The 25,560-nt window shown below is 38.7% G+C and carries 20 protein-coding genes; 10 read left to right on the forward strand and 10 right to left on the reverse strand.

All coding sequences use genetic code 11. The features are described from left to right. Nucleotides 1-32 precede the first annotated feature (32 nt). The 4 genes from ACOQO5_RS01100 (at nt 33) to ACOQO5_RS01115 (ending at nt 5,348) form a co-directional block, all read left to right on the forward strand. Nucleotides 33-2,792 carry a PAS domain S-box protein gene (locus ACOQO5_RS01100; protein ID WP_420579830.1) on the forward strand — a complete coding sequence of 920 codons (2,760 nt, stop codon included), beginning with the start codon at nt 33-35 and terminating at the stop codon, nt 2,790-2,792. Nucleotides 2,793-2,841: 49 nt separating this feature from the next. Next, a complete protein-coding gene (locus tag ACOQO5_RS01105; protein WP_420579831.1) occupies nt 2,842-3,126 on the forward strand; it encodes a DUF1801 domain-containing protein in 285 nt (94 codons plus the stop codon). Between the two features lie 83 nt (nt 3,127-3,209). Beyond that, nucleotides 3,210-3,962: a formylglycine-generating enzyme family protein gene (locus ACOQO5_RS01110; protein WP_420579832.1), complete on the forward strand. Its 753-nt coding sequence runs from the start codon at nt 3,210-3,212 to the stop codon at nt 3,960-3,962. A gap of 135 nt (nt 3,963-4,097) precedes the next feature. Next, nucleotides 4,098-5,348, forward strand: a complete 1,251-nt coding sequence (locus ACOQO5_RS01115) for a tetratricopeptide repeat protein (RefSeq protein ID WP_420579833.1) — start codon at nt 4,098-4,100, stop codon at nt 5,346-5,348. A gap of 693 nt (nt 5,349-6,041) precedes the next feature. Here ACOQO5_RS01115 and ACOQO5_RS01120 read toward each other — a convergent pair. Next, on the reverse strand, nt 6,042-6,590 hold the full coding sequence (locus tag ACOQO5_RS01120; RefSeq protein ID WP_420579834.1) for an REP-associated tyrosine transposase: 549 nt from the start codon (nt 6,588-6,590) through the stop codon (nt 6,042-6,044). Between the two features lie 228 nt (nt 6,591-6,818). Then, nucleotides 6,819-7,568, reverse strand: a complete 750-nt coding sequence (locus tag ACOQO5_RS01125; RefSeq protein WP_420579835.1) for an SDR family oxidoreductase — start codon at nt 7,566-7,568, stop codon at nt 6,819-6,821. A gap of 115 nt (nt 7,569-7,683) precedes the next feature. On the opposite strand from ACOQO5_RS01125, the gene ACOQO5_RS01130 reads away from it, so the two are divergent. Beyond that, nucleotides 7,684-8,589, forward strand: coding sequence for a LysR family transcriptional regulator (locus ACOQO5_RS01130; RefSeq protein WP_420579836.1), 906 nt, complete (start codon nt 7,684-7,686; stop codon nt 8,587-8,589). A gap of 16 nt (nt 8,590-8,605) precedes the next feature. On the opposite strand, the gene ACOQO5_RS01135 is transcribed toward ACOQO5_RS01130, so the two are convergent. After that, nucleotides 8,606-9,082: a hypothetical protein gene (locus tag ACOQO5_RS01135; RefSeq protein WP_420579837.1), complete on the reverse strand. Its 477-nt coding sequence runs from the start codon at nt 9,080-9,082 to the stop codon at nt 8,606-8,608. Nucleotides 9,083-9,309: 227 nt separating this feature from the next. On the opposite strand from ACOQO5_RS01135, the gene queD reads away from it, so the two are divergent. From queD to ACOQO5_RS01160, 5 genes are all read left to right on the forward strand, one after another. Beyond that, entirely contained in the window at nt 9,310-9,666 is a 357-nt protein-coding gene (gene queD, locus ACOQO5_RS01140) for a 6-carboxytetrahydropterin synthase QueD (protein ID WP_420579838.1), read from the forward strand. Nucleotides 9,667-9,673: 7 nt separating this feature from the next. Then, the gene (locus ACOQO5_RS01145; RefSeq protein ID WP_420579839.1) at nt 9,674-10,915 is read left to right on the forward strand and encodes a peptidase U32 family protein; all 1,242 of its coding nucleotides are present in this window, start codon (nt 9,674-9,676) and stop codon (nt 10,913-10,915) included. 1 nt (nt 10,916) lies between these two features. Further along, nucleotides 10,917-11,144, forward strand: a complete 228-nt coding sequence (locus ACOQO5_RS01150; protein ID WP_420579840.1) for a ferredoxin — start codon at nt 10,917-10,919, stop codon at nt 11,142-11,144. Between the two features lie 120 nt (nt 11,145-11,264). Further along, a complete protein-coding gene (locus ACOQO5_RS01155) occupies nt 11,265-11,972 on the forward strand; it encodes a Crp/Fnr family transcriptional regulator (protein WP_420579841.1) in 708 nt (235 codons plus the stop codon). A gap of 215 nt (nt 11,973-12,187) precedes the next feature. After that, complete coding sequence (locus ACOQO5_RS01160) at nt 12,188-13,465, forward strand: alginate export family protein (RefSeq protein WP_420579842.1); 1,278 nt, start codon at nt 12,188-12,190, stop codon at nt 13,463-13,465. Between the two features lie 58 nt (nt 13,466-13,523). On the opposite strand, the gene ACOQO5_RS01165 is transcribed toward ACOQO5_RS01160, so the two are convergent. The 7 genes from ACOQO5_RS01165 to pyk form a co-directional block, all read right to left on the reverse strand. Then, on the reverse strand, nt 13,524-13,847 hold the full coding sequence (locus ACOQO5_RS01165; protein WP_420579843.1) for a hypothetical protein: 324 nt from the start codon (nt 13,845-13,847) through the stop codon (nt 13,524-13,526). Between the two features lie 163 nt (nt 13,848-14,010). Beyond that, nucleotides 14,011-18,225, reverse strand: coding sequence for a CHAT domain-containing protein (locus ACOQO5_RS01170; protein WP_420579844.1), 4,215 nt, complete (start codon nt 18,223-18,225; stop codon nt 14,011-14,013). A 183-nt stretch (nt 18,226-18,408) separates the two neighbouring features. Further along, complete coding sequence (priA, locus tag ACOQO5_RS01175) at nt 18,409-20,769, reverse strand: replication restart helicase PriA (protein ID WP_420579845.1); 2,361 nt, start codon at nt 20,767-20,769, stop codon at nt 18,409-18,411. After that, nucleotides 20,735-20,935 (reverse strand): hypothetical protein, encoded by a 201-nt coding sequence (locus ACOQO5_RS01180; RefSeq protein ID WP_420579846.1) that lies wholly within the window; start codon nt 20,933-20,935, stop codon nt 20,735-20,737. The genes priA and ACOQO5_RS01180 overlap by 35 nt, the downstream gene beginning before the upstream one ends. Continuing rightward, nucleotides 20,936-22,231 carry a glutamate-1-semialdehyde 2,1-aminomutase gene (hemL, locus tag ACOQO5_RS01185; protein ID WP_420579847.1) on the reverse strand — a complete coding sequence of 432 codons (1,296 nt, stop codon included), beginning with the start codon at nt 22,229-22,231 and terminating at the stop codon, nt 20,936-20,938. It abuts the gene before it with no gap. Next, nucleotides 22,215-24,044 carry a hypothetical protein gene (locus ACOQO5_RS01190; protein ID WP_420579848.1) on the reverse strand — a complete coding sequence of 610 codons (1,830 nt, stop codon included), beginning with the start codon at nt 24,042-24,044 and terminating at the stop codon, nt 22,215-22,217. The genes hemL and ACOQO5_RS01190 overlap by 17 nt, the downstream gene beginning before the upstream one ends. An 83-nt stretch (nt 24,045-24,127) precedes the next feature. Beyond that, nucleotides 24,128-25,549 (reverse strand): pyruvate kinase, encoded by a 1,422-nt coding sequence (gene pyk, locus ACOQO5_RS01195; RefSeq protein ID WP_420579849.1) that lies wholly within the window; start codon nt 25,547-25,549, stop codon nt 24,128-24,130. Nucleotides 25,550-25,560: the final 11 nt, after the last annotated feature.

Genomic DNA, 25,560 nt, shown 5'->3' on the forward strand with positions numbered 1-25,560 from the left:
TAAACAGCCTAACCAATTATTACCAGCTATAAATGAATCTTCAAGAGCAAATACTTGATAGTTATGAGACTTTAGTCGTCTTTTCTCTCGATACTTCATATCGGATTCTGACTATAAACAAGAGTGGATCCAAGCTCATGCAGCTCGTCTATGGGAAAGAGGCTAAAAAGGGTGATTGTATCCTGGATTTTTTCGAAGGCCATCAATCAAAATCTCTTGCGAAAGAACATTTTGACAGAGCGCTTAGTGGTGAGCGATTTACTGTCACCCGACCTATCGGACCAGAGGAGCAGAAAAGATATTACGACATCATGTATGCTCCTCTCAAAGACCACAAGAAAATTTATGGCTTCTCTGCACTAGTAGTAGATATTACAGAGAAAAAGAAGCACGAGGAAGAGCGTGTACGGGCAAATGAAATGTACAAGAGATTGTTTGTAACTTCAAAAGATGCAATAATGACTTCTGAACCTCCTTCTTGGAAGTTCACCACTGGAAATGATACTATACTCAATATGTTCAAGGTCAAAGACATGAAAGAATGGACCTCATTAGGCCCGTGGCAAGTATCCCCGGAGTATCAGCCGGATGGCGAGCAGTCTTCTGTCAAAGCCAAACGCATGATTGAGACCGCCATGAAAAATGGTTCACATTATTTCGAATGGACTCACAAAAGAATGAATGGTGAATGCTTTCCTGCTACCGTATTATTAACTCGGGTTGATTTCAGTGAAAGGCAATTTTTACAGGCCACTGTAAGAGATATTACCCAATCCAAAAAAATAGAAGAAGAAAGGATACATACTGAGACTAAGTTTCAAAATATTTTTGAAGGAGTGAGTGAGGGCATTCTAGTTGCCTCTTATTACCAAGGTAATTTTTTATATGCCAATCCAGCCGTTCAAAAAATGACGGGCTATTCACAAGAGGAAATGGTGAACCTCCCTCCAACCCAAGTGCACAATTCAAAGGATCATTATAAAGTGTTAAAAACTCTAAAAGAATGCAAATATGAAAAAGAGAGTAAAACCATAGAATTAGAATTCATTAGAAAAGACGAGTCCACTTTCTACGGTCAGGCCATATACTCTTTTATGAAATGGGGAGATCAGGATTGTATTGTAGCCTTCATCAGGGATATCAGTGAACTCAAAAAAGCGGAAAAAAAGATTCGAGATAATCAAAAGCGATATCAAGCTTTATTTGAAGATTCGAATGATGCCATAATCATATTAAATGCTCATGGAGAGTTTGTCACAGGCAATGATGCGGTAGTTAAGCTTTTCAATGCAGAGAACATAGAAATGTGCAAAAAAACACCGCCACATACTATTTGGCCTGAGTACCAACCAGATGGAATTCCTTCTAACCAAAAAGTAGAGGAAGTCATACAAGTAGCTTTAGAAAAAGGATCAAATTCATTTGAATGGGAATACAAAAAATATTCTGGAGAACTTTTTTATGCTTCCGTCACGCTGTCTAGGATAGATACGGATGATGAAGTTTTTGTTCAGGCCAGTATTAGAGATATTTCAGAGCAAATCGAGACTAAAAAGAGATTGGAGACTCAAAATGAAATGCAGAATCTCTTGATGCTGATCTCTTCCAAGTACATCAACACTCCCCTTGCGGATGTTGATGGCGTTATTCAAAATTCACTCAGGGAAATTGGCGAGTATGTTCAGGCCGATCGTTCGTACTTGTTTGAATTTGACTACATCAATCGCACCATAAGCAATACATTCGAATGGTGTGCTCCCGAAATTCAGAGTGTCAAAGAACAATCACAAAATCTACCCATGAATGAAGTGTCCGAAATGGTAGATCCTCATTTTCAGGGGGACTTTATTTATATTCCAGACACAGGAATTATGGCTGAGAGCGGCTCTAAGCGTATACTTTTAGAACAAGAAATCAAAAGTCTGCTCACCGTCCCATTGATGCACAGGCAAAACTGTGTAGGATTCGTAGGATTCGATTCAGTAATGAGCAAAAAAATGTATTCCGAAAAGGAAATTGCTATTCTTAAGCTTTATTCAGACATGCTGGTGAACATTCAAATGAGATCTGAAAAGGAAAAAGAATTGCAGAAATTACTTCAGACTACCAAAGACCAAAATCAACGGCTCAAAGAATTTTCTTATATCACCTCACACAATATCAGGGCTTCTGTAGCCAATTTAATGGGACTTTCCGAAATGATTAGAGTTATTCCAGAAAGTGAAGGATATCTGGATATGCTCAAAGTAACCACCAATAAACTGGATAATTCAATCTCCAACATCAATGAGTTGATCAACTTTGAAAATGAAAATAGCGAATTAAGAAAAACGAATTGCAACTTATCTGAAGCAGTGCAAAGAGTACTGAAATTAACCAACCAAATCATACAACATAAAAATGTTGACATCAAAATTAATATTGAAGAGACACATATGATTAAAGCATTTCCTGCATACCTGGATAGTATTTTTCATAATTTGATCACCAATGCACTAAAGTATGGGATCACTGATCAATCCAAATTATTGGAGATTTATGCAAACCAGGAAGAAACCGGCACCTCTGTCTTTATCAAAGATCGAGGCTTGGGAATTGATCTTGATAAGTACAGTGAAAAGATGTTCAAATTAGGAACACGTCTACATGACACTTCCGATGGACAAGGCCTTGGTTTATTTATGACCAAAAGACAATTGGAGGCCATGGGTGGACAAATCGAAGTGGAGAGTCAGCTGAATAATGGAACTACTTTCAAACTCTTTTTTCCTGAATTAGAGCATGCATCCTGATCTTTCTTCATTCTATTTGAACAAACAAGAACCCACTAAAAGTTGCTTGATGACTTTGAGAGATTTGGTGCTGCGGTTTGATCCTTTGATCAGTGAAACCAAAAAATATGGAATGCCCTGCTATATGTATAACAATAAGCCATTCTGTTACATCTGGACTGATAAAAAAACGGGGGATCCTTACTTATTGATTGTAGAAGGGCATCAGATCGAGCATCCTGCCTTAATCCAAGGTAATCGTAAACGAATGAAAGTTTTACCTGTTCACCCCGAATTCGACATCAACCTTTCTGACATCAATGAGGTGCTATTATTAGCCAAACGACTGTACTGATTCATTCCATCACAATTCTCACGGATTGTCACTCACATTTTGATTTTTTGTTTCCTACATTTCTTTTTTACAACAAAAAACTCATGAAATATTTAATTTCAATCGCCACCCTAATCCTTGCTTGCACTTTTTCACTTCGATCACAATCACACGGAGAAAGCAAAATTTTCCAACTAAATGAAGGTCAATCAATCGAAATGGTTTGGCTAGCACCTGGTGAATTCATGATGGGAAGTCCTGAAACCGAACCCGAACGAAATGCGGCCCTGGAAAAGCAACACTCTGTTGAACTTACCAAGGGCTTTTGGGTAGCCAAAACGGAAACTACGCAGATAATTTGGGAATCTGTGAAGGGTTATAATCCGAGCAAAATCAAAGGACCTAATCATCCCGTTGAATCTGTTAGTTGGGAAGATGCTCAGAAGTTTATTAAGAAACTAAATAAACAAGGAGCCAAATTTCGCCTTCCTTATGAGGCCGAGTGGGAATATGCCTGCAGGGCAGGTAGCACAGAAGCCTATGCCGGGGATAGGGATACTATGACCTGGCATTCAGGCAATTCTCGTAGAACGACCCATCCAGTAGCCAGCAAGGAGCCAAATGCCTGGGGATTATACGATATGCACGGCCACATACTGGAAATGTGCCAAGACTGGTTTGTAGAAGATATTAGTAAATACTCCATAGACCCAAAAGGACCGAAAAAAGGAACAAAACGGGTAGAGCGCGGAGGGCAATATACCGGAAGAATTAGGCATAGCCGATCTGCAGACAGACAATGTGGGTTTCCTAATCAAAATGCATTTTTCGTTGGCTTTAGACTAGTTCATGATTGAACGCTGGAAGACTCTTGATTGTAATATAATCGGACACCTCATTTGATAAAAATAGCTTAACGGCATCCTAACAAGCTATTTATACCTTTAGCACAGTTATTGCAACTCTGTATTCAAAACCAAAATAAAACTCAAATGATAAAGTGGATTTCAACCCTCGCCGTAGCCTTTTTTTTCTCGTTTAGCATCTTTGGACAAACACACCAACCTTCTTTGGAAGATTGTAAACTGATGTTTCAAGATTATTACTATCTCAAAGACTGGAAGAAAGCGCAAACTAATCTGGAGTATATCATCGAAAACAGCCCAAATGAAGGTGAAAAGTATTTCATCAAGGGCGTGAAAGTGTATGAATTTCTCATGAAAGACACGGATGATGCAACATCAAAAATAGCTTTTCAGCAAAAAGCTCTAGACCTCTACCAATTGCGTCTATCGATTTATGGGAATAGTGACAAAGTTCAAAATCAATACCTATCTTCAATTTATAGGTATTGGATCAGTCAACCCGCTAAGTACGACAGTCTCGCTTCTCTTTTTCAAGTCAGGTTTGATGACAATATAGAAACAGTATCTCAGTCCAATTTGTTGGCTTATTTTGATGTCATGCGTCGAGCAAAAAAACACAAACAGTCTTTTGATGAAGAATTGGTGCTTACCAATTACGATCGCATTGCAGAGCAAATCAGATTGCAAGGTGATCAAAAGGGCTACATGGAAAAAATAGATCAAATGCTGCTGCAGTCCGTAGATCTGAATTGTGACAAAGTAGAAGAAATATATGGTCAATCAGTAGCGGAACCCAATCAAGCCAAGCGCTATCTCAATATGATTTTTAGAATGGACTGCGAAGTAAATGACAAAGCACAAGAGGCCTTGAGTATAGTCCTTGAAGCTGACCCTGATTACAAACTAGCCATGTACGCTGCCAAAAAAGCAACTATAGACCGTAGATTAGGAGATGCTCAGAAGTTCTTAGGCATAGCCTTGCAACAAGCGACCTCTTCAGATCAAGAGGGTGATGTATATATGGAATTGGCCAAAACCATGACACTAAAAGAAAAGAAACAAGACGCTTACAAATATGCGAAGCAGGCGATTGCCAAAAACAACAACAAAGAAGCGTATAAGCTGATAGGTAACTTGTACATGTCCAGCTTCAGCGAATGTGTGGGAGAAAAAGATATCGTGGCTCGTAGAGCGATATTTATAGCCGCTTACGACAAATTCAAGATGATCAATGATGAAAAGAATATGGCCATTGCAGAAGCGCAATTTCCTACCATGGAAGAGATCCATTTCAATAGATATGAGTTAGGGCAATCTTTGATTGTGGACTGTTGGTTTAAAGAAGAAGTAGTGGTTGCCAGAAGGCCTGTGGAATAACTGCTGGAATAACTTTTCCAAAGTTTTAAACTTTGGAAAGGTTTCAAAAGACTATATCTGATAAGAGATTTGTCACTCACTGCAAGTGAGTGCCAGGGCGGCGGTCGTTTTGCTAATACTTAAAAGAGCTTGGTAGGTGCACTTATTAGGCATCCTGTATTAAGCGTTTTACATTATCAACCAACTCTTCAGCTTCTTCTTGATTCAAATGCGTTGACCAACCCTTTACTCTTCTGTCATTAAACTCAACCCTAATTATATGTCCGATTCTAATTTGCGATACAAGTGTAATCTTCCTTATTAATTTGATCTCTACTTCCTCTCGAAACCAAGGACGAAATAAATTCTTTACAATCAACTCATTATCAGACACCAAGAACATATGGACTCCAGGGCTATAAACAATGTATATTATAACATTTAGTACTAGATAGAATGACAACACTTGAGTTAATGTCAAAGAATCTTTATTTATCAATTGCCAAAAAACCACGTTTCCCCCTATGCATAACAAAATTCTTACCCAAGGAATTGACCCATAATATTTATTATATGAACTCATTTTTCTTTTCTCATAATAGTCTATTGTTTTTTTGAAACGTTAATTATATCAACGTCCCTCCAGCTGTTTTAAGTGTTCCGAAGGATCACTTAAAACTTAATAATAAAAACCAAGTCTTCAGACTTGAAAGCCTATAAAAAACAAATTCTTACAAGTCCTTTTCCTCCACAATAGTCGACAGCACTCGAATATCTATAGTGTTCTGGTTCATTAACTAGGCCTGTTTCAACGGGATTCATGTGAATGTAATTTAACTTCTCGTCTTTAAATTTATTAGTCTCTAACTCTTTGGGATGATTGTTTTGTCTCCAAAATTGGTAGATTTTATTATTAGTATTTTTCTTACCTGCTGATTTAAATATCCATAACATCCAACCTTTTCTACTTTCCTTGTAGTTATTTTCTATGGATGATAGAATCTTTGAAGCTGTGAACTTTTTGAAATCACGAAGTGTATCTGACAGTCTGCCTTCTTTGGATGAAATGATCAAGTGAAGATGGTTTGACATCAGACACCAGGCATAAATCTCCAAACCTTTCTCCTTTTGGCAATAATTGAGACTGTCAATGACCACTTCAGTATACTGCCGTCTGGTAAATACATCAACCCATTCGACTACTGCAAATGTGATGAAATAAATTCCTGTCTGATTTCTGATTTTATATCCAGATGAATTCATGGGGTAAGTTGGTACTATGAATCCATCAATTTAATAGAATCCCTAATTCATAACAAGTCTGAAGACTTGGTTCTCTTCTATCTTTCAAGTCACGCTTCGCTAAGACTTAAAAGAGCTGTATCCGCTAAGACCAAAAATATAGAAGGTCCATAAAACAAAAAAAACCTGACGGATTCCGTCAGGGTTTCAAAACCTCCCGATAGCCATCGGGATCAAACTACTCGTCTTTTAGCCAATGTACTTGGCAAATTCTTTTTCGATAGTCTTGGGACTCGTACCGTATCCGGCACCTAGCTGCTCAGACATCACATCTGGATATATATCCTCTTGCCCTGCAATCAGGCCGTCTACTACAGCCTTAGCTACATTTTCCGGTGTATCTTTGCCCATTTCCATATCCTTTGTCATGTCCGTGTCGATCGCCCCAGGGTATACACCAGATACCAATATATTACTCTCCGCTAATTCTGCTCTGTAGCCTTGCGTTACACTATGCACAGCAGCTTTAGTCACAGAATAAGTGCCGATCACTGGCATATTCGCTAAACCAGCCAAAGAAGACACATTAGCTATCGCTGCTACTTCTCTATTCTTCAGATCCTCTACGAAGGCATTAGTTAAACTGATCACACCTTCCACATTTACTGCCAATTGTGCCGCTAGATTTTGAGTAGCGTCCTTTGAGAGTATACTATCAAACTTGAGCACACCTGCGTTGTTGATCAAGATTTCTACATCATTGGCTGTCTTAGCTGCATCTACCACGGTAGATGAATCGGTTACGTCCAATTTCAATGGCACCAATCGTTCTCCATATTTTTCCTTCAATACAACAAGAGTCTCAGGGTTTCTCGCGCCGGCATAAACTTTCTTCGCTCCTCTTTCAAGCAACTCTACCACAATGGCTTTTCCTATTCCTCTATTCCCACCACTTACTAATACTACTTTACCTTCAGGATTAATTTTTACTTCTGACATCTGATTATTGTTTTAGTTTTTTTTAAAAGTTGTAGGCTAGAAAACGGCATTCAACAGAAACCGGATATAAATATTTATCGTAAAATTGGATTAGTGATATTAAAATATTTATACCATGATCAATCTTGAATGGCTCCGAACTTTTCGTGCCGTCTACAAAACCAAATCGCTCAGTAAAGCTGCAGAAATACTTATGGTCAGTCAGCCCACTGTGAGCCAACAGATATCCGCCCTGGAATCTCGTATGGGCAAAAAGCTTTTCGAGCGAAAATCTAAGGGAGTAAAAGAAACAGATGTAGGTCAGATGCTGAACACCATGATTTCAGGTTCCATTGAAGCACTGGAAGGAGTAGAACACAAGATCATCAAAACTGATTCTAACCTCAAAAACATATTAACAATTGGCGTCTCACCCCATCTTTACAAAACCACTTTTTGCCGAAACATACTGGAAATGGGCGAATATGTTCATTTGACCTTTGGTACCAAACAGCAACTCATTAGAGAAGTGGAAGAAGGAAATTTGCTATATGCCATAGTCCCAGAAAAGCAAAATACTTATGATACTTTCTGTCATCACTTAACTCCTCAAAATGTAGTACTAGTTGGCACTCCAGACATTGATTTTAGTGAATTAGAAAAACTATATAAGAAAAGTCATCGAATGGCCGAGGAATGGCTAGGTCAGCATAAATGGTATGCTCATGATCACAACTCTAGCTTCATAAAAATCTATTGGCTCAATGTATTTGACAAGAAAAGACCAGCCATTGTACCCAACTATGTTATACCCAATGAGTTCGAAACATTATATCAGCAAACCAGAGGATCAGGGCTCTCTATAGCATTCGACAATGTGGCTCAACATTTTGTGAATGAAGGCACTTTACAAACCTGTGAGTTGAAAAAAGTAAACTATCGCGATTTGTATTTGATCTCGAATAAGAAAAAATCAAAAAAAGATGAGACGGACAGACTCTTGAAGATTTTAAAGCAGATTAATCCACCCGTTCATTTTTAGCAATAACCGAACTTCCTTAAAGCACAAATTTCACTTCAGCCAACATCGCTCTTTTGATCATTAGAAGAAATGATTTATCTGTTACTTCCAACCAGTTGACCTTCATCCCCAATAACAACTCACGCCCCATTTTATAGCTAGCGAACCCATAGTAGTTAGCCACTTTCTCCAGCGCTTCTTTGTCCTTAGCTCTTTTGGCTCTAGCGAGCTGTTGAATATCCGCAAGAACTTTTTTAGAAGAGCTTAAAATAAGGGGTTCTCCCGTAGCAGAAGATATGACATAAATTCCAGACAAATCATTCAATCTTCCTGTTTTGTCCATGATAGTCTTGAGACCATTTCCCCTTTTCTGAAAAATACTTAAGTCGTATCCTCGCAAGAGTTTCTGCTTAAACAACTTGATTTTAGCATTCAATTTAAAAGAATGATTTAGCTGTTTTGCTGGAAATTTGGGAGCAATTATGATTGGTCTATCGAGAAAAGAATGTTTCATAACTTTATTTTTTAATTCAATAAGTACCAATTTTATTCCAAACAGTAGATACCCGTTTCACTACACTCAGGTAGTTATTCATCATTTTACGAGATCTTCTTTGAGAAATATATTCCCCAAAAAAGTACTATAAAGCCACAGAAGACGGCCCCTCTCTATGATTTTATTGAATCATTTTCAGGGTTGTTTGAAAATCACCTAACTTCGCGGATTAAACAGCAGGTAAGATGGTTATTTACAAGAAGTTCGCATTTGATTCAGCACATTTTCTTCCGAATGTACCGGAAGGACATAAGTGCAAAAACATGCATGGTCACACCTATCATTTGACCGTTTATCTAGAGGGTGATTTGGATACTGAATTGCAGTGGGTGATGGATTTTAAGGAATTGAAAGACGTGGTTAAGCCAGTCATAGAGCGAATTGACCATCAGTTGCTAAATGATATCAAAGGACTTGAAAACCCTACCGCCGAACGAATTGTAGTTTGGATCTGGGAACAGATACAACCTAAACTGCCACTTTTGAGTAAGTTAGAATTGAACGAGACACCGACCTCTGGAGCTATCTACGAAGGAAAATAAAGACGACATGGAAGCAAAGAATCACGATATTGAAATTATGGCACCCGCGGGCTCCTACGAGAGCTTACATGCTGCTATCAAAGGCGGAGCCAACTCTATCTATTTCGGTGTAGAGCAACTGAACATGAGAGCTCGATCGTCTAATAATTTCACTTTGGAAGACCTTAGAAAAATCGCCGAAATCTGCACTGAGAACAACATGAAGTCTTACATAACTCTCAATACGGTGATGTATGATCATGACATGAACTTGATGCGGTCAATCGTAGATGCAGCCAAAGACAGCGGTATTTCCGCCATCATAGCATCTGACCACTCTGTGATGAACTATGCTAAGAAAATTGGCTTCCCAGTTCATATTTCCACTCAAGCCAACATCAGTAATATTGAAACGGTGGAATTTTATGCCATGTATGCTGACGTCATGGTAATGGCCCGAGAACTTAGCTTAATGCAAGTAGCTGATATCACTCGAGAAATAAAGAAAAGAAATATTACTGGCCCAGCTGGTGAGTTGGTCAGAATTGAGGTGTTTGCTCACGGAGCGCTTTGTATGGCCGTTTCCGGTAAATGTTACTTGAGTTTGCACTCAGATATGGCATCAGCCAACAGAGGAGCCTGTGTACAAAACTGCAGAAGAGAATATACCGTCAAAGATGAGCAAGGCAACGAACTCAAAATTGACAACGAATACATTATGAGTGCAGCAGATTTGTGTACCATTGACTTTATGGACAAGGTAGTAGAAGCTGGCGTATCCGTATTCAAAATCGAAGGACGTGGAAGAGCTGCCGATTACGTATATACCACAACTAAGTGCTATCGAGATGCAGGAGACGCCATCAACGAAGGCACATATACCTCCGATAAGTTTGAACATTGGAAAACCGAATTAGAGAGAGTTTACAATCGAGGATTTTGGGATGGATATTACCTGGGACGTAAAATAGGTGAATGGAGTGAGGTTCACGGGTCAAAAGCTACTACCAAGAAAATCTTCCTTGGCAAAGGAGTCAAATATTTCAACAAACTAGGTGTTGGAGAATTCTTGATGGAAACACATGCTTTAGAAAAAGGTGATGAAATCATGATCACTGGTCCGACTACAGGTATAGTGAAAGCCACTGTTGAAGAAATGCGTGTAGCAGACGCTACTGTAGATAAAGTGAAAAAAGGTGATAGCTTTTCAATAAAAATTGAAGAGACTATCCGACCTTCCGACAAATTATACAAGGTAGTTCCTGCGTAAGATGCACAAGATCACTCATTATCGTGATCGATGCATTGGCTGCAATGCCTGCGTTGAAATAGCACCCGATCGTTGGCGCATCTCTAAGAAAGATGGAAAATGTACTTTAGTTGGCGGCAAAGTAACTAAAGGCATCTATCATGCAGACATTCATGAAATAGAATTAGAAGAAAACAAGCGAGCGGCCATCAGCTGCCCTGTCAACATCATCAAGATAGACGGTAAGTAGTCTTTCATAAAATTCTTCTTAAAGATTTCCTGTTACTATTCCACTGATAATCTACTGCTCTTAACTTTCTTTTTTACGTAGTTTACGTATATTTGTACGTAGTTATACGTAATTAAAGTTATGAAAGAAGCCAATTGCATCGCTTGTGCAAATCACGAATGTATCATCAAGAAAAATAGTCATGACAAGGATGTTGAGCAGTATTTGAATAAAAAGCACACCATTCAGTGCAAAAAAGGTCAACAATTTATACTAGAGGGCGCCCCAGTCCATGGTCTCTATTTCATATATAAAGGCAAAGCCAAAGTAGCCAAAACAGGATTTCAAGGCAAAGAACAGATTGTTCGATTTGCCAAGGACGGTGAAATTATCGGACATCGTGGATTTGGAATTGGTGAGTCCTACCAAATCAACGCTGTAGCTATAGAAGATACGGTACTCTGCAACTTTCCCAATGAGCTGATGCAAGATATGTTGCAGCATGCCCCAAATTTAACTTATGACTTCATGCTGTTTTATGCTGATGAACTCAACCGAAGCGAAACCAAAGTCAAGAAATTTGCGCAAATGACTGTGAGGGAGAAAGTTATTGATGCAATTCTCTACATTCATCGCAAATTCGATCAAAGCGATGGATACTTAAATATCCAGCTTTCCAGGAAAGAAATTGCAAACTTTGCTGGCACTACTGATGAACAAGTGATTAGAGTCATTTCAGCCTTGAAAAAGGAAAACATCTTGAGAGCATCTGGAAAGAAACTTGGAATTATTGATATAGACTTACTGAAAAATGAAATATCCGAGCATAACTTCTTTCTGGACAGTTGATATTTGACCTAAAAAGGCACCTATCACTGCTTGTATTGAACCTTACGCTCAATTCTTACCAATGACAATTTTTGTCTTATTAGCGAAAAAGTGATTATTGCAGATTAAAAAGCTATCATAGGTCATACCTTTCTAGTGATTCTACGATTAGGTTTGCCAGTAAATAATATCAATTAAACAGTATATTTAATTGTTAACTATCTAATAAATAGACCATGAAAAACTCACTATTAACCATTATTTTAATTTGTGTCTCATTCTATTCCCAAGCACAATTTTCATTGTCAGCGGAAGTAAATGCTCGTTCTGAATTTCGGAATGGATTTAAAAAACCAATTAGTAACGGTCAAGATCCCGCCTTTTTCACAGAACAGCGGACACGACTCAATGCCGGATACAAAACTGATGAATATGAGGTTTTGATATCTCTGCAAGACATTCGTATTTGGGGTGCCGATGGCATTGTAGACAAAGTATACAGTGGTTCTTTCGGTATATCAGAAGCTTGGGCCAGGTACTATATGAGCAAAAAAGTCTCTGTAAAATTTGGACGTCAAATAATCTCCTACGATAATCAAAGAATGTTTGGAGGACTAGAATGGGCTATGCAAGGTCTTAGACATGATGCTGCCCTTTTCATGTATGAAGATTCATCCAATTTAAAAATCCATGTAGGAGTAGCTTTTAATCAAAACCCTGTCACCGGCGCCGAACCAGTTAGACTCACAGGCACCTACTACCCTCCTTTTACAAGCAATGGAGCCTACCACGCCACTGGAAATTATAAACACATGCAATATGCCTATCTCCAAAAAAAATATGACGCAGGAAGCTTATCCGTCTATCTAGTCAACGACGGACGCCAATATGGACTCGAAGATTCAGTAGCCAACAGGCAAACTTATGGGCTTATGGGCATGAAAAAAATTGGTCAAACAAAACTTAATGGAGAATTCTTTTACCAAGGGGGGAAATTCGCACTAAATGATCTGGGTGCTTATATGTTTTCACTGTCTGCCACCTTCAAGACGCCAGCCACACCACTCATTATTGGCTATGATCACCTCTCAGGTCAAGATCCTAATAGTAGTAAAGTCACGGAATTCACACCATTATTCGGCACAAACCACGCTTTTTATGGATACATGGACTATTTCTATGTTGGAAATGGGCATAGTGGAGCTGGTCTGCAGGACATCTATCTCAAAACAAAATTCAAACTGGGCAAAGCCTCACTGTCTGGCCACCTACACCACTTCTTGGGTGCTAGTACCATATATGAAGCAGATGGGGTAACCGAAGCTAATGCTTCTTTAGGAACTGAAATCGATATAGTTTATGTAAGAAAACTTGGTAAGTCAGGAGTATTCAAAATCGGATATTCCCAAATGTTTAACACCAACACAATGGATTTAATTAAAAACACACCTGATTCCAAATCACTTAACAACTGGGCTTGGGTACAATTGATTTTCAAACCAACATTCATATAGCCTACAGAAACTGTCCACTCATTAAAGAATTACCTTTTTTGAGTGGATTTTTATTTCTCTATTTTGGAGGTAAGGAAAGTACAAATTCATAGCTTTTCTGAAGAAACTTTGCAGCTAAATTCATATCCTCCAGCATCGATTCAGGCATTACCACATATCCTTTCATCTTAGCCCCATAGGACTTGAATTGAGAAGAATTATGCTGCCTAATGAATTCTTCACCCTCTTCTTTCGATAATCGAATACCAATTTCACCCGCCTTATTTAATTGAGAAAACATATGACCGTTTGCGGAAGTGAATAGCATATTTTTTCCTTTCAATTCAAAATTTGAATTAGTTGCTACCAGTTGCTCATACAATACTTTTTTATCCTTAGCCATAGGGTTCACTAATATCATCCTTCTAGATACTTTCTGGTTAGACCAACAACGGCCTGCTTAGTTGAGTATTGACCTGGCACACTTTCTTGAATGGAAGATTTGAAAAAATAATAGGTTAAAAAGGTTAGCCATCAGGGGATACATCCTGATGGCTAAATATATCTTAATCTAACCCAATCATAATGAATGGCCCCCAGAAGATTGGGTCCTTATATTCGTCACGAATTTCTTGTTTCGCTTGAATAAAAGAAGCTCTCTTATCACCTGTTGCGAGCCATTTGGAATAGAATTTCACCATCAGCTTTTGAGTAGCTTCATCAGACACTTTAAATAAACTCATGATAATAGTTCTAGCTCCTGCCACTAAAAATGCCCTCTGCAATCCATATACACCTTCTCCAGCTTGAATCTCACCTAAACCAGTTTCACAAGCAGAGAGAACAACTAAATCCGTTTTATCAAGATTAAGGTTCATAGCTTCATATGCTGTAAGAATTCCATCGTTAAGATTGAAGTTGGAAGTTGTCTCATTGAGGATATCCCCTGCCCCACTCATGAGCAGTCCTGTTTTTAATAATGGATTTTGAGCTGCCAAGTTTTCATTCATAGCAATATCTTCAGAACTCAAATCTGCGTCAGGCTGAAAAAACCCATGTGTAGCAATATGGAATATCTTTGGATTATCCATATCTTTTATTGCTTGTTCAGTGGCTTGCTTTTCTTTATGATCAGTAGTTACCCATCCATCCCTTCTGAGTAAATCCTTGAGTTCGGTTACCTCTTTTTCTGTACCGGGCAATTGTCCGATCACATCAGGATTACCTCCTCTGGTAGTAGCCCGACCAGTCCAACTTCCTGGTTTAGAAGAAACATAATACGTGGGGTTACCAAACATTTCAGCTGTATTAGCCTCTTGCACTACATTAGTCGTGATTTTATCATAAAACAAATCTTTTGTATTACTCACGAGGATAATATTTGATCGATCCAGTACGTAACTCCCATCTTCCAACTTAATAGCTTCCAAATTGAGCTGATTATAAACACCATCGGCAGACACGTAGATACGATTCGGGTTTCCAATTACATCTTGGATAGGTCTCCAGAAATTATCATACGACTTTTGATCCTCAATTCTAAACTTGATACTGTTTCTATATAGCTTCAAGTATTTGGATTCCATGTCTTTTCCATTTTTCAATAGAATCAAACCTGGCGTACTTTTCTTTTCGTTTTTCACATACATCACTGCATACATGATGGAGTCTTTGGAGAACCCATGATCATATACTCTGAACCTAACCATTTCCAAAGCCACTTCATTTGGATTAAGTGACTTTTGAACATCTTGCCACGTCACTACTTTGGATTCGAATCCTGAGCTAAAGTCTTCAGACTGTTGACTGAGTTGTTTTTCTAGATCCTCTACTTCGACTTGAAGCACATTGCCATCAATACCCGCCTGAGCCAATTGATCTGTACTCATGGACAACACTTGAGTCAGCGTTTCTTTCTTAGCTTCCCATTCACGATAGGTAGAAATCAGGGCCTCGTCTCCGGAAGATAAAATTCGCTGTCTAATTTTAATAGATGAACTCAATAATAGTGCTTTAGTCAGTAGGGCATTGTTATACAGCGTACCTACCAACTCACTGTTCTTGCTGTTGTAGTTGATTACAATAGTATTGTAGAACTCATAGTCCTGCTTAATTGTATTCCAAAATTTAGCTTTTTCTCTTTCCGACAAAGACGGGAAATAATCTTTAATAAATACTGAGTAGTTGGATAGCACCTCCTCGATGGATTCTTGGGACTTCTTTATATCACCTTGCATAAAGTAAGTTTTACTCATCTTAGAAAGCACTTTTACATATTCAGGATGCGACTTACTGAAAAAGCTTTCATACAAATCTCTTGCTTTTCCATAATAATCTTCCGCTTCTCCGTATTGCTTTTGGCTGTAATAAATGTCTCCTCTAAGGATATTGATAGTAGCTGCGTTAATATTGTTTCTACGACCAATACGTCTATCCCAAATGTTTGCAGCATCCTCCAGATACACAAAAGCTTCGTCAAATCTTCTTTCCGCTACATATACAATAGCCAGATTTTTCAACACTTCAGCATAATGAGGATTTGAGCCACCGAGCTTTTTACCAATGATTTTTTCTGCTCTCAGGAATAAATCTTCGACTTCAACTGTATGTGCATTGTTATAGAACCGTACCAAAGCCAAGTCAGATAAAGCCCGAGCTACATCAATATGATTCCTTCCAAATTGCTTTTCGCGAATTTCAATTACTTGCTCTAGCAGTGTTTCAGCTGCATCGTAATCCCCAATAGTGGTATTAATTTTAGCCAATGTCACTAAACTAGGCGTGATCTTAGATGACTCTTCTCCAAAAATACCATTGGTGATATTAAACGCTCTGGTCGCTATTTGCTCTGCAAGCGTATAATCCCCGAGAATCATTTTTAACCTGGCTCTTAATATGAGTGGGTCATTGAGGTGTCTACTATCAGCACCGTATCTGCGTTCTTTTTTCTTTAAGTCTTTTTCAATCAACTTCTCTGCATCTCGGTATCTTCCAATATCCACATACACTTCAGCTAATTCATCTTCAATCTCGATACCAGAAGTTTCTACTGTCCTAATACCAGACTTTTGCATTCTCTCAGATTTGTTGATATTGTCCTCAGCTTCATCATATTCTCCTTTGATAGCTAATAGAGTAGCCTGAGTGATAAGCGATTGCGCATAATACCCACCAGCCAAATCTTTATCCGCCTTTTCTAATATCCTTATAGCTTCGCCAATATTCTCCTCTGCTTCGCTGTAGAGTCCTATTTTAAATTGAAGGTTGGCTATTTTATCCAATTCAATTGCGTATTCTACATCTTCATTGTCATATTTTCTTCTAGATGCTTCTAATGCTACATCAAGTATTTCTGAAGCCTTATCATATTGATCATTTTCTTCATAAAAAACTGCCTGATGGTCTAATATATCAACGTAGTCGAGATGCCCTTCATGGATTTCTTTTTTAACAATTTGATCCCAGCTCGTACGGTATATTTCTAGAGCCTCATCAAATTTCTCTGTGAAATCCACATAATAATTGGCCAACCGCACTTTTGACAAATTGTACTCAGGCGACTCTTCACCATAGAGTTTCTCTTTAATTTTTAAAATTTCAGTCAAATACTGATATGAATTGTCATGTCTTCCATTAATCACAGCCACACTATTGGCAAATTCAAGCATGTCAATACGCTTGCGATGAAACTTTGGAATTACAGATTCTGCACCTAAAATTTCGGCCACTTCATTTTCTAGCCCAACATCTTTACCTCCTAATAAAACATCATAATCGATGGTTTCTAGCATGACACTATTCAGACTGTTCTTATCATAATTCTGTTTTATGACTTTCTTAAACTCGGTAATGTGATTGTTTAATTTGGCCTTATTGCCATTTTTGATATAACTTTTTATCAGTCGCTCTCTAATTTCTACTGTAACATAATGGGAAGGCAAATATTTCCTTATGGTGTTGATGTATGCTTTTTCATACAAGTCCACAACAGCACCGATTTCCAACCCATTCTCTTCTAATAGGAGTGTATTTAGATATTGATTTTCACTGTATAGTATATCCGCTTTGCCTAAATTTTTCTGAATCCACCGGTCTGCATAAACAAAAGAAGAATCTGCGCTCAGGTAATTACCCATTTTTCGATAGGCATCTCCTTTGAACATCATCATTCTTGCAAATTCTCTCTTGCGTTCTCTTTTTACATATTTCTTTACATCATCGTCTAAAAGCGCACGCCCTTGATAAAAGTCCATTTTACTATTTATCAATTCGATGGCATCGCTGTAGTATCCTCTACCTACTTTGATTTGTGCATCTAGCACTGCAATTGAAGCTGCTAAATTCTCATCCATTCCAGCTTCTTCTAAGATGGGTCTGGCTGTTTCTAAATATTCACTGGCTTGCAAAAAATCTCCGTAAAGAATCATTACTTCCGTAGATTCTTTGAGCAACAGGGCGTGAACTTCAGAATCTGCTCCATTCACTACTACACTCATTTCGAGTCCTTCACTGACAGACTGATGAACACCACCTAATATCCCAAGGGCAACATCATATTTTGCTTCTTTGATTCGAGCTATTGGCAAAAATTCATTGACGCCTCCAATTTTCTTGGTCGTTTGTTTTTTGATTTTTTCAATCTCATTTCTTGCACTGGAGTAATTACCAACCTCATATAAGTCCGCTGCCTTCTCAAGCTTCTTGTCATACTTGGTCTGCCCAAATACAGAAGAAAAAGAGAGAAGAAAAAGAAATAGAAATCCTTGCTTCATTTGTTTCATGTTCGAATAGTTTTTTTGCAGGCATAATTAGAAACCCGCACATCTTTCTTTCAGGTCTATGTATAAAATTAAATAATTTTTAACCAACCTCTCCTTCTCAAAATGGTGAATTCATACTCAAAATGCTCATATTCGATGAAATACCATTATGTGTAGCCTAATTACTTCTATTATGTGATTAGACTACACGGGATCTACATCAAAATAAAGTCTCAACATTTTGAAATCCTTTTGCTGTTTTACTTCTAAGCCTAATTTATACACCAGCTCTTTCACTTTATTGATGCTTATTTTCTTTTTTTCGATTTTGATATAAATCTCTTCAATATATAAATTTCGAATTCTGGAAATGACAGGCTGCTGAGGCCCCAACACTCGCTGCCTACCCAACTCGCCGATCAATCGACTGGCATATTGTTTGGAAGCACCTTGTAACACATTCTTTTCTTTGTGTTTGAGAATGACTTTGATCAATCTGTAGAATGGTGGGTATTGGAAATTTTGTCTTTCAAGAATTTCTGTTTGGAAAAATGATTTGTAATCTCCCGTTCTGATTTTGCACAACAAAGGTTCGTCTGGCTCTCCAGTCTGGAGAATTACTTTACCCTTATCATCCTTCCTCCCAGCTCTTCCACTCACTTGTGTGATGAGTTGAAAGGCACGCTCATGTGATCTGAAGTCAGGAAAATGAACTATTCGATCATAATCAAAAACACCTACCAAGGAAACTTTGTCAAAATCCAGCCCTTTACTCAACATTTGAGTACCTACAAGAATGTCTGTTTCCCCACGCTCGAAGCGATCAATAATGTGCTGATAGCTGTACTTGCTTCGAGTAGTATCCTGATCCATCCGTTGAATATGAGCTTCTGGAAACAGTAGCTTCAAATCTTCTTCTAGCTTTTCTGTACCAAACCCCACGGTTCTGATAGCAGTCGAACCGCAGGCCTCACAGATAGCAGGTAGCGACTCTTTATGTCCGCAATAGTGACAGATCAGTACGTTGTTGTGCATATGGTAGGTCAGACTTACATCACAACTTTGACATTTCGGTACATGGTTACAATCATTGCATATCAAATAGGGAGAATAGCCTCGTCGATTCTGAAATATGATCACCTGTTCTTTCTTCTCCAAAGCCATTTTAATACCTTCCAATAACTCAGGAGTAAAGTCACCTTTCATTCTTTTGCTTTTGCGTGAAGTAAGAATATTGGCCAATTCAAATTCAGGCAACTTGCCTTCTCCAAATCGCTGAGCTAGCTCGACTAATTCATACTTTCCATCCAACGCATTCTGATAACTATCTATGGAAGGCGTAGCTGTCCCCATGAGCACATTTGCCTGATGCAAATGAGCCAACCAAATAGCGGCATCTCGCGCATGATAACGAGGTGCTGGTTCATATTGCTTGTAAGAAGACTCATGCTCTTCGTCCACAATAATCAGACTTAAGTTATCAAAAGGAAGAAAAACAGAAGATCGAACACCTGCAACCAAATTGATTTTGCCCTGATTTACTCCATTCCAAATCTCCACTCTTTCGTTATCGGAATATTTCGAATGATAAACCCCTAATGCACTTCCAAACACTTTGTGCAATCTGGAAACAATCTGAGTGGTTAAAGCTATTTCTGGAAGTAGGTAAAGTACTTGCCCTCCACTTTCCAAAGCGTCCATTATCAGATTAATATAAATCTCAGTCTTCCCACTGCCCGTCACTCCATGCAAAAGCACCGGTTTATTTTTTTCAAAAGCTTGTATTGTAGTTAATCTTGCCTCTTCCTGTTCAGGAGAAAGTGAATGATTCTCTTGTAAGACCCCATCTATTTCATCTAGTCTAGAGATGACTTTTTCATTTTCAACAAAAATCTCATTTTTGACTAAGGTCTTTAAAGATGAAGCCGAGAGGTCTCCGGTCAGCAAACTGGATTTCAATATCTCCGTATTTTCTACTCCTCCTTCATCAATTCGCGTCAGGCTCAAGTATTTAAGTAGAATAGCCTGTTGCTTTTGTTTCTTTTCTAACTGCTCAAACAGCAATTGCATGGCTGACTCGTCCTCCTGAAACTGATCATTCAATCGAATCGTTTTGACTGTTTTGGGCTTGAATTTGTCCTTGACTTGTTCAAATAAAAGAATGCTTTCTTTTTGCAACAGTGACTTGAGTACCGGATGAATCATTTTTATACCAAGTACCTCAGACACTTGGTCAAAACTCAATCGATCACTACCCTTGAGTGCGTTCAAAATCGTTAATTCCTTTTCTGAATACTCAACATCCGATCGAAAAACATCAGTTTCCGGGTTCAGTTGAATTAAAGACTCGCTTGTAAGTTTGAGCCCGCTTGGCATGCCGGCATTGAGTACTTCCCCAATCGTGCACATGTAGTATTGTGCCAACCATGCAAAAAAGTCAAGTTGATAAGCATTCACTACAGGAGCTTGATCTAAACTGTCTAAGACATATTTAGCTTCATAGACCTTTGGAACTGTTTGATGTACTTCTTTAACGACTCCGGTTAAAATCTTTTTTTTTACCAAACTGAACAACTACACGACTTCCTTGCTCGACATGCTCTTCAAGATTTTTGGGAATACGGTAAGTGTAGGTTCCTGGAAGAGGAATAGGCAGAATCACATCTGCGAAGTAGGTGATTCGTTCTTCGAAATTTTCGTCTAGCTCACTATTTAGTTCTAACTGAGACAATTACCGCTTGTGAATCTCTTTCAAAGTATCATAGTTAGCCTGAATAATCAAATCTGCCTCTATCTCATCTATTGCCGATGACACAAACAAAGTTTCGAATTGAGAAGGCGCCAAATAAATGCCTTTTTCCAACATCGAATTAAAGTACTTACCGAACATATTGAGATCAGACTTTTTTGCACCTTCGAAATCGATCACCTTTTCGTCTGTAAAAAAGAGACTGAACATTGACCCCACCGAATTTACAGTATATTTCAATCCCAGCTTCAATACATTCAATTTGATTCCTTGTACGATGTATTCGGTCATGGTTTCTAAACGTGTATAGATTTCAGAATTTTCATTCAAATACTTCAACATCGCCAATCCTGCAGCCATGGCTACTGGATTACCAGATAGTGTGCCCGCCTGATACACTGGTCCACTTGGAGACACCATATTCATGATATCTGCTCTTCCGCCGTACGCTCCAACCGGCATACCGCCTCCAATGATTTTACCGAGAGTAGTTAGGTCCGGTTTAACACCATAATGCTGTTGAGCTCCAGCTTTTGAAATTCTAAAACCAGTCATTACTTCATCAAAAATCAGTACTATGCCGTTTTCATCACATAGTGCCCTTAGTCCTTCTAAATATCCTGAAACTGGTGGTACACACCCCATGTTACCGCCAATTGGTTCAAGAATGATAGCAGCAATTTGATTCGGATTATCCATTACCACTTCCTGTACTTTTTCCAAATCATTGAAAGGTACCGTGATGGTGTCTTGAGCCGTTCCTTTGGTCACGCCAGGACTATCAGGTTCTCCCATAGTTGCTGCTCCACTGCCTGCGGCAATCAAGAAGGAATCGCCATGCCCATGATAGCAACCCTCAAATTTTATAATCTTGTCTCTTTTGGTAAAACCCCGAGCCACTCTAATAGCCGACATAGTCGCTTCCGTACCAGAATTAACCATCCTTACTTTTTCAATGCTAGGCATCATGCTGGCTATTAAATCAGCCATTTCGATTTCCGCAGTAGTTGGCGTACCAAAAGAAAGTGACTTTTTCACTGCTTCAATGACAGCCCTCTCAATCTGCTGCTTTCCATGACCTAGGATCATTGGTCCCCAGGAATTAATCAGATCAATATATTTGTTCCCATCCACATCATGCATATAGGCTCCTTTAGCGGATTTCATAAAAATAGGCTCTCCTCCCACTGCCTTGAATGCCCGTACTGGAGAATTAACCCCACCCGGAATGTGGCTCTGCGCTAGCTTAAAACTTCTGAGACTATTGGTTTTGTCCATTACTCTTTGGATTAACTATTTTTTGCTTTGAATCTGATAAAATCGTGATTGGCACGTATTGGTTACTGTTTCTGAAATTGAATTCCGTTCCCTGAAGCAACTGTCCTTTCACAAATCCCACTTCGGGGTTTCCTTTTTGGAAATAATGACCAAATTCTTTCAACATATTACCTACATAATACATCATTTCATAACCTATCATGGCATTGAATGAGGGTTCGGCTTTATAACTCTCCAAATATGTTTTACGGAAGCTTTTGAATCGAGGGTTATTCAAGTCAACAAATTCTGGATCTATAAAGTAAATACCCAATCTCTGCATTTCCTCCAGGGTTAAAGTTGGAAACTCCTTCCAATCACCTCTCCCTATGAGCTTTGTACTGTCATCTCGAATAGACAATGCACTGATAAAATTGGAGGCAAACAAAGCTTTAGATGATGCCACATATATATGACCTATACTATCCGGAGCCAGAGTAAAAAACTCTTCGTAATACTCTATACTATCTTTCGTGATGCTAGATTTCCTTTCTTTTATGAACCGATCGTCTCCTGGTAATATTGTGGACATTACAGAATCTACTTGATCCTCCGAATAGCCAACCTCATACTTTTCAGTAAGTAGATCGTATGCCTGTCGTACTGTAGTGTCTACTACTGCTGCATTGATCAATACTTCAAACCCAGCTTCTTGAATGCGCTGACTATATATATATGCACTCAAAGAATCCCTTTCATTGTTCTCATAAAATATCATAGCATACTTGTTTGTCACACTATCTATGGCCAATTGGGCTGCTGCCAACGCCTGCGTTTCCGTATCCGCTTTGAAGAGAAAGGCAAAAGGATTGTTTTGAATCGATTCGGAATTAGAGATGAGTGGGTTGATCATGTTGATCTGGTTCTCAAAACTAAAATTATTGGCCACTTTGGATGGACCTGGAAATAATGGACCTACAATCAAATCCATAGATTTCATTTCTGGCTTCTCAAATATGGCCTCAGTAATATCCGTATTTCGCTTGGTGTCGTATGGGAAAATATTCAAATACTTACCGTCCAAATTGAGGGAATCAGTAGCCATCAACATGCCGGCATATAGTTCCATTACAAATTTATTTCGCTCAACCCGTGCAGTATAGCTCAAATCTTCAAACATAAAAGGAAGCAAAACTGCAATGTTGTATGACTCTTTCATTTCGCTCTCTCCAATTTCTGGCAAACCATAAACCGATTTATCCAAATTAAATTGATTTACGAGCCTATTGAGTAGTTGAAAGTCGCGATCCGACATCTGCTGATCATTGATCTTGTCAGCGGTGATTTTCGCTATGATCTCGTCGCTTGGAAATTGGTCATTGAGTTCTTGAAGTAGCGGTAAGCTATCCACTTTGACTAGCGATTGTTTCATCAAAGCTTTGGAGTCATCCAGTCCAGCTTTCTTTGCAAAATAGACTCCTTGCTCGTAATTCTCTTCTGCAAAATATATTTCTGCTAAATAGTGACGAACTTCTTTGATCTGCTTCCAGTCATCATTCCGCTCATCCATCTGCAACCACATGGCTTTTGCATTGGTAGTATCTCCATTGCGATAAGCTGACAATCCATAGTAGTAAGCAGCATAATCTTTGAAGGCATGTGTTTGATTATTTCCAGCCAACCGGCGGAAATAATCCATAGCAAATGCGTAATTTCCTTCTGAGAAATATTGCTTAGCCTTCAAGAAATCTGACTGATCATCCTGAGCATTTACTTGCCAGGCAAGTAGTACAATGAATGCAAAAAATAGAGCAAATTTTAATAGTCGTAACAAGCCGGTTTTATTTGATAATAGAAATCAATAAATGAGGGTTTAAAACTATAAAATTTGGGTATCTGAATCTATGAATGTGGTAATTATTTTACCACATCCAATTTCATCATATTGGTTCTTTCTTGCCAGTGCAATGGCATTGAAGCCGTATTGATGTATACATCTCCAGATTCAACGAAACCTTTACCTTTCAATATCTCTAATACTTCATCAAAAGTTTCGTCGATTGGTTTTTGTTTGTCATAATAGAAGCCTTTTACTCCCCATATCAAATTGACCGTTCTGAGTAAATGTTTGTCGCTGGTAAAAATATAAATATCCGCCTCTGGCCGGTTCTTTGCTAAACTGAATGCAGTATATCCAGATTTAGTCATTCCAATAATTGCTTTGGCACCCACAGACTTGCTAAGCTGGCAAGCGGATTTGACCAACATGTCATTTTTAGCTGTTTCGCTCTGATTGTCCTCCCAAAATTTATTGAATACTACGCTGGCACGATCCTCGATAGACAAAATACATCTGGACATCGCCTCTACAGACTCTACCGGAAAGCTACCTGAAGCAGATTCCGCGGAAAGCATCACTGTATCTGCACCATCTAAAATTGAATTGGCAACATCATTAGCCTCTGCTCGTGTAGGACGTGGATTGTCTATCATGCTTTCCAACATCTGAGTAGCAATTATCACAGGCTTACCCAGTTTGTTACATTTCGCTACAATACGTTTCTGAATCATTGGTACGTCTTCCATCAAAACTTCCACACCTAGATCTCCTCGTGCAACCATGATGGCATCTGTTGCTTCTATAATTTCATCTATATCCGCCACAGCTTCTGGCTTTTCTATTTTAGCAATGATTTTCGTCTGCTTACCTTTGCTGTTGATTATATCTCTCAATTCATGGATGTCCTTTGCATTTCTTACAAAAGAAAGTGCCACCCATTGCACATCGTGCTTTAAACCGAATTCTAAATCCTCTCTATCTTTCTCTGTCAATGAAGGAGCTGAAATTGCCGTATTTGGTAGGTTGATACCTTTTCTAGATTTCAGCATACCACCATGTACTACTTTGGTAGTAACAGATTTTTTATCCGTTGAAGTCACCTGAAGTTGGAGCTTCCCATCATCTACAAGTATTAGATCACCTGGCACTACATCGGTAGCCATAGATTTGTAAGTAGTACTCACTTTTTCGCTGGTACCCATCACGTCTTCTGTACTAATAATTAATTGCTGACCTGGTACAATTTCAGCCTCACCATTTTCCATTTGTCCGATTCTAATTTTCGGACCTTGAAGATCTTGCAGTGTGCAAATATTGGTTCCTAGCTCTTCGTTGATATCATTGATCATGTTGATCCTTTGCAAATGATCATCATGTGTGCCATGGGAAAAATTGAGTCGAAAGACATCTGCCCCAGCCTCAATCAATTGTACGATAATTTCCTTTTTCTCACTTGCCGGACCCAGTGTGGCAATAATTTTCGCCCGTTTCGATTGCATCAATATGTGTG

It is taken from the genome of Reichenbachiella sp. (assembly GCF_965223055.1).
Classification (GTDB): domain Bacteria; phylum Bacteroidota; class Bacteroidia; order Cytophagales; family Cyclobacteriaceae; genus Reichenbachiella.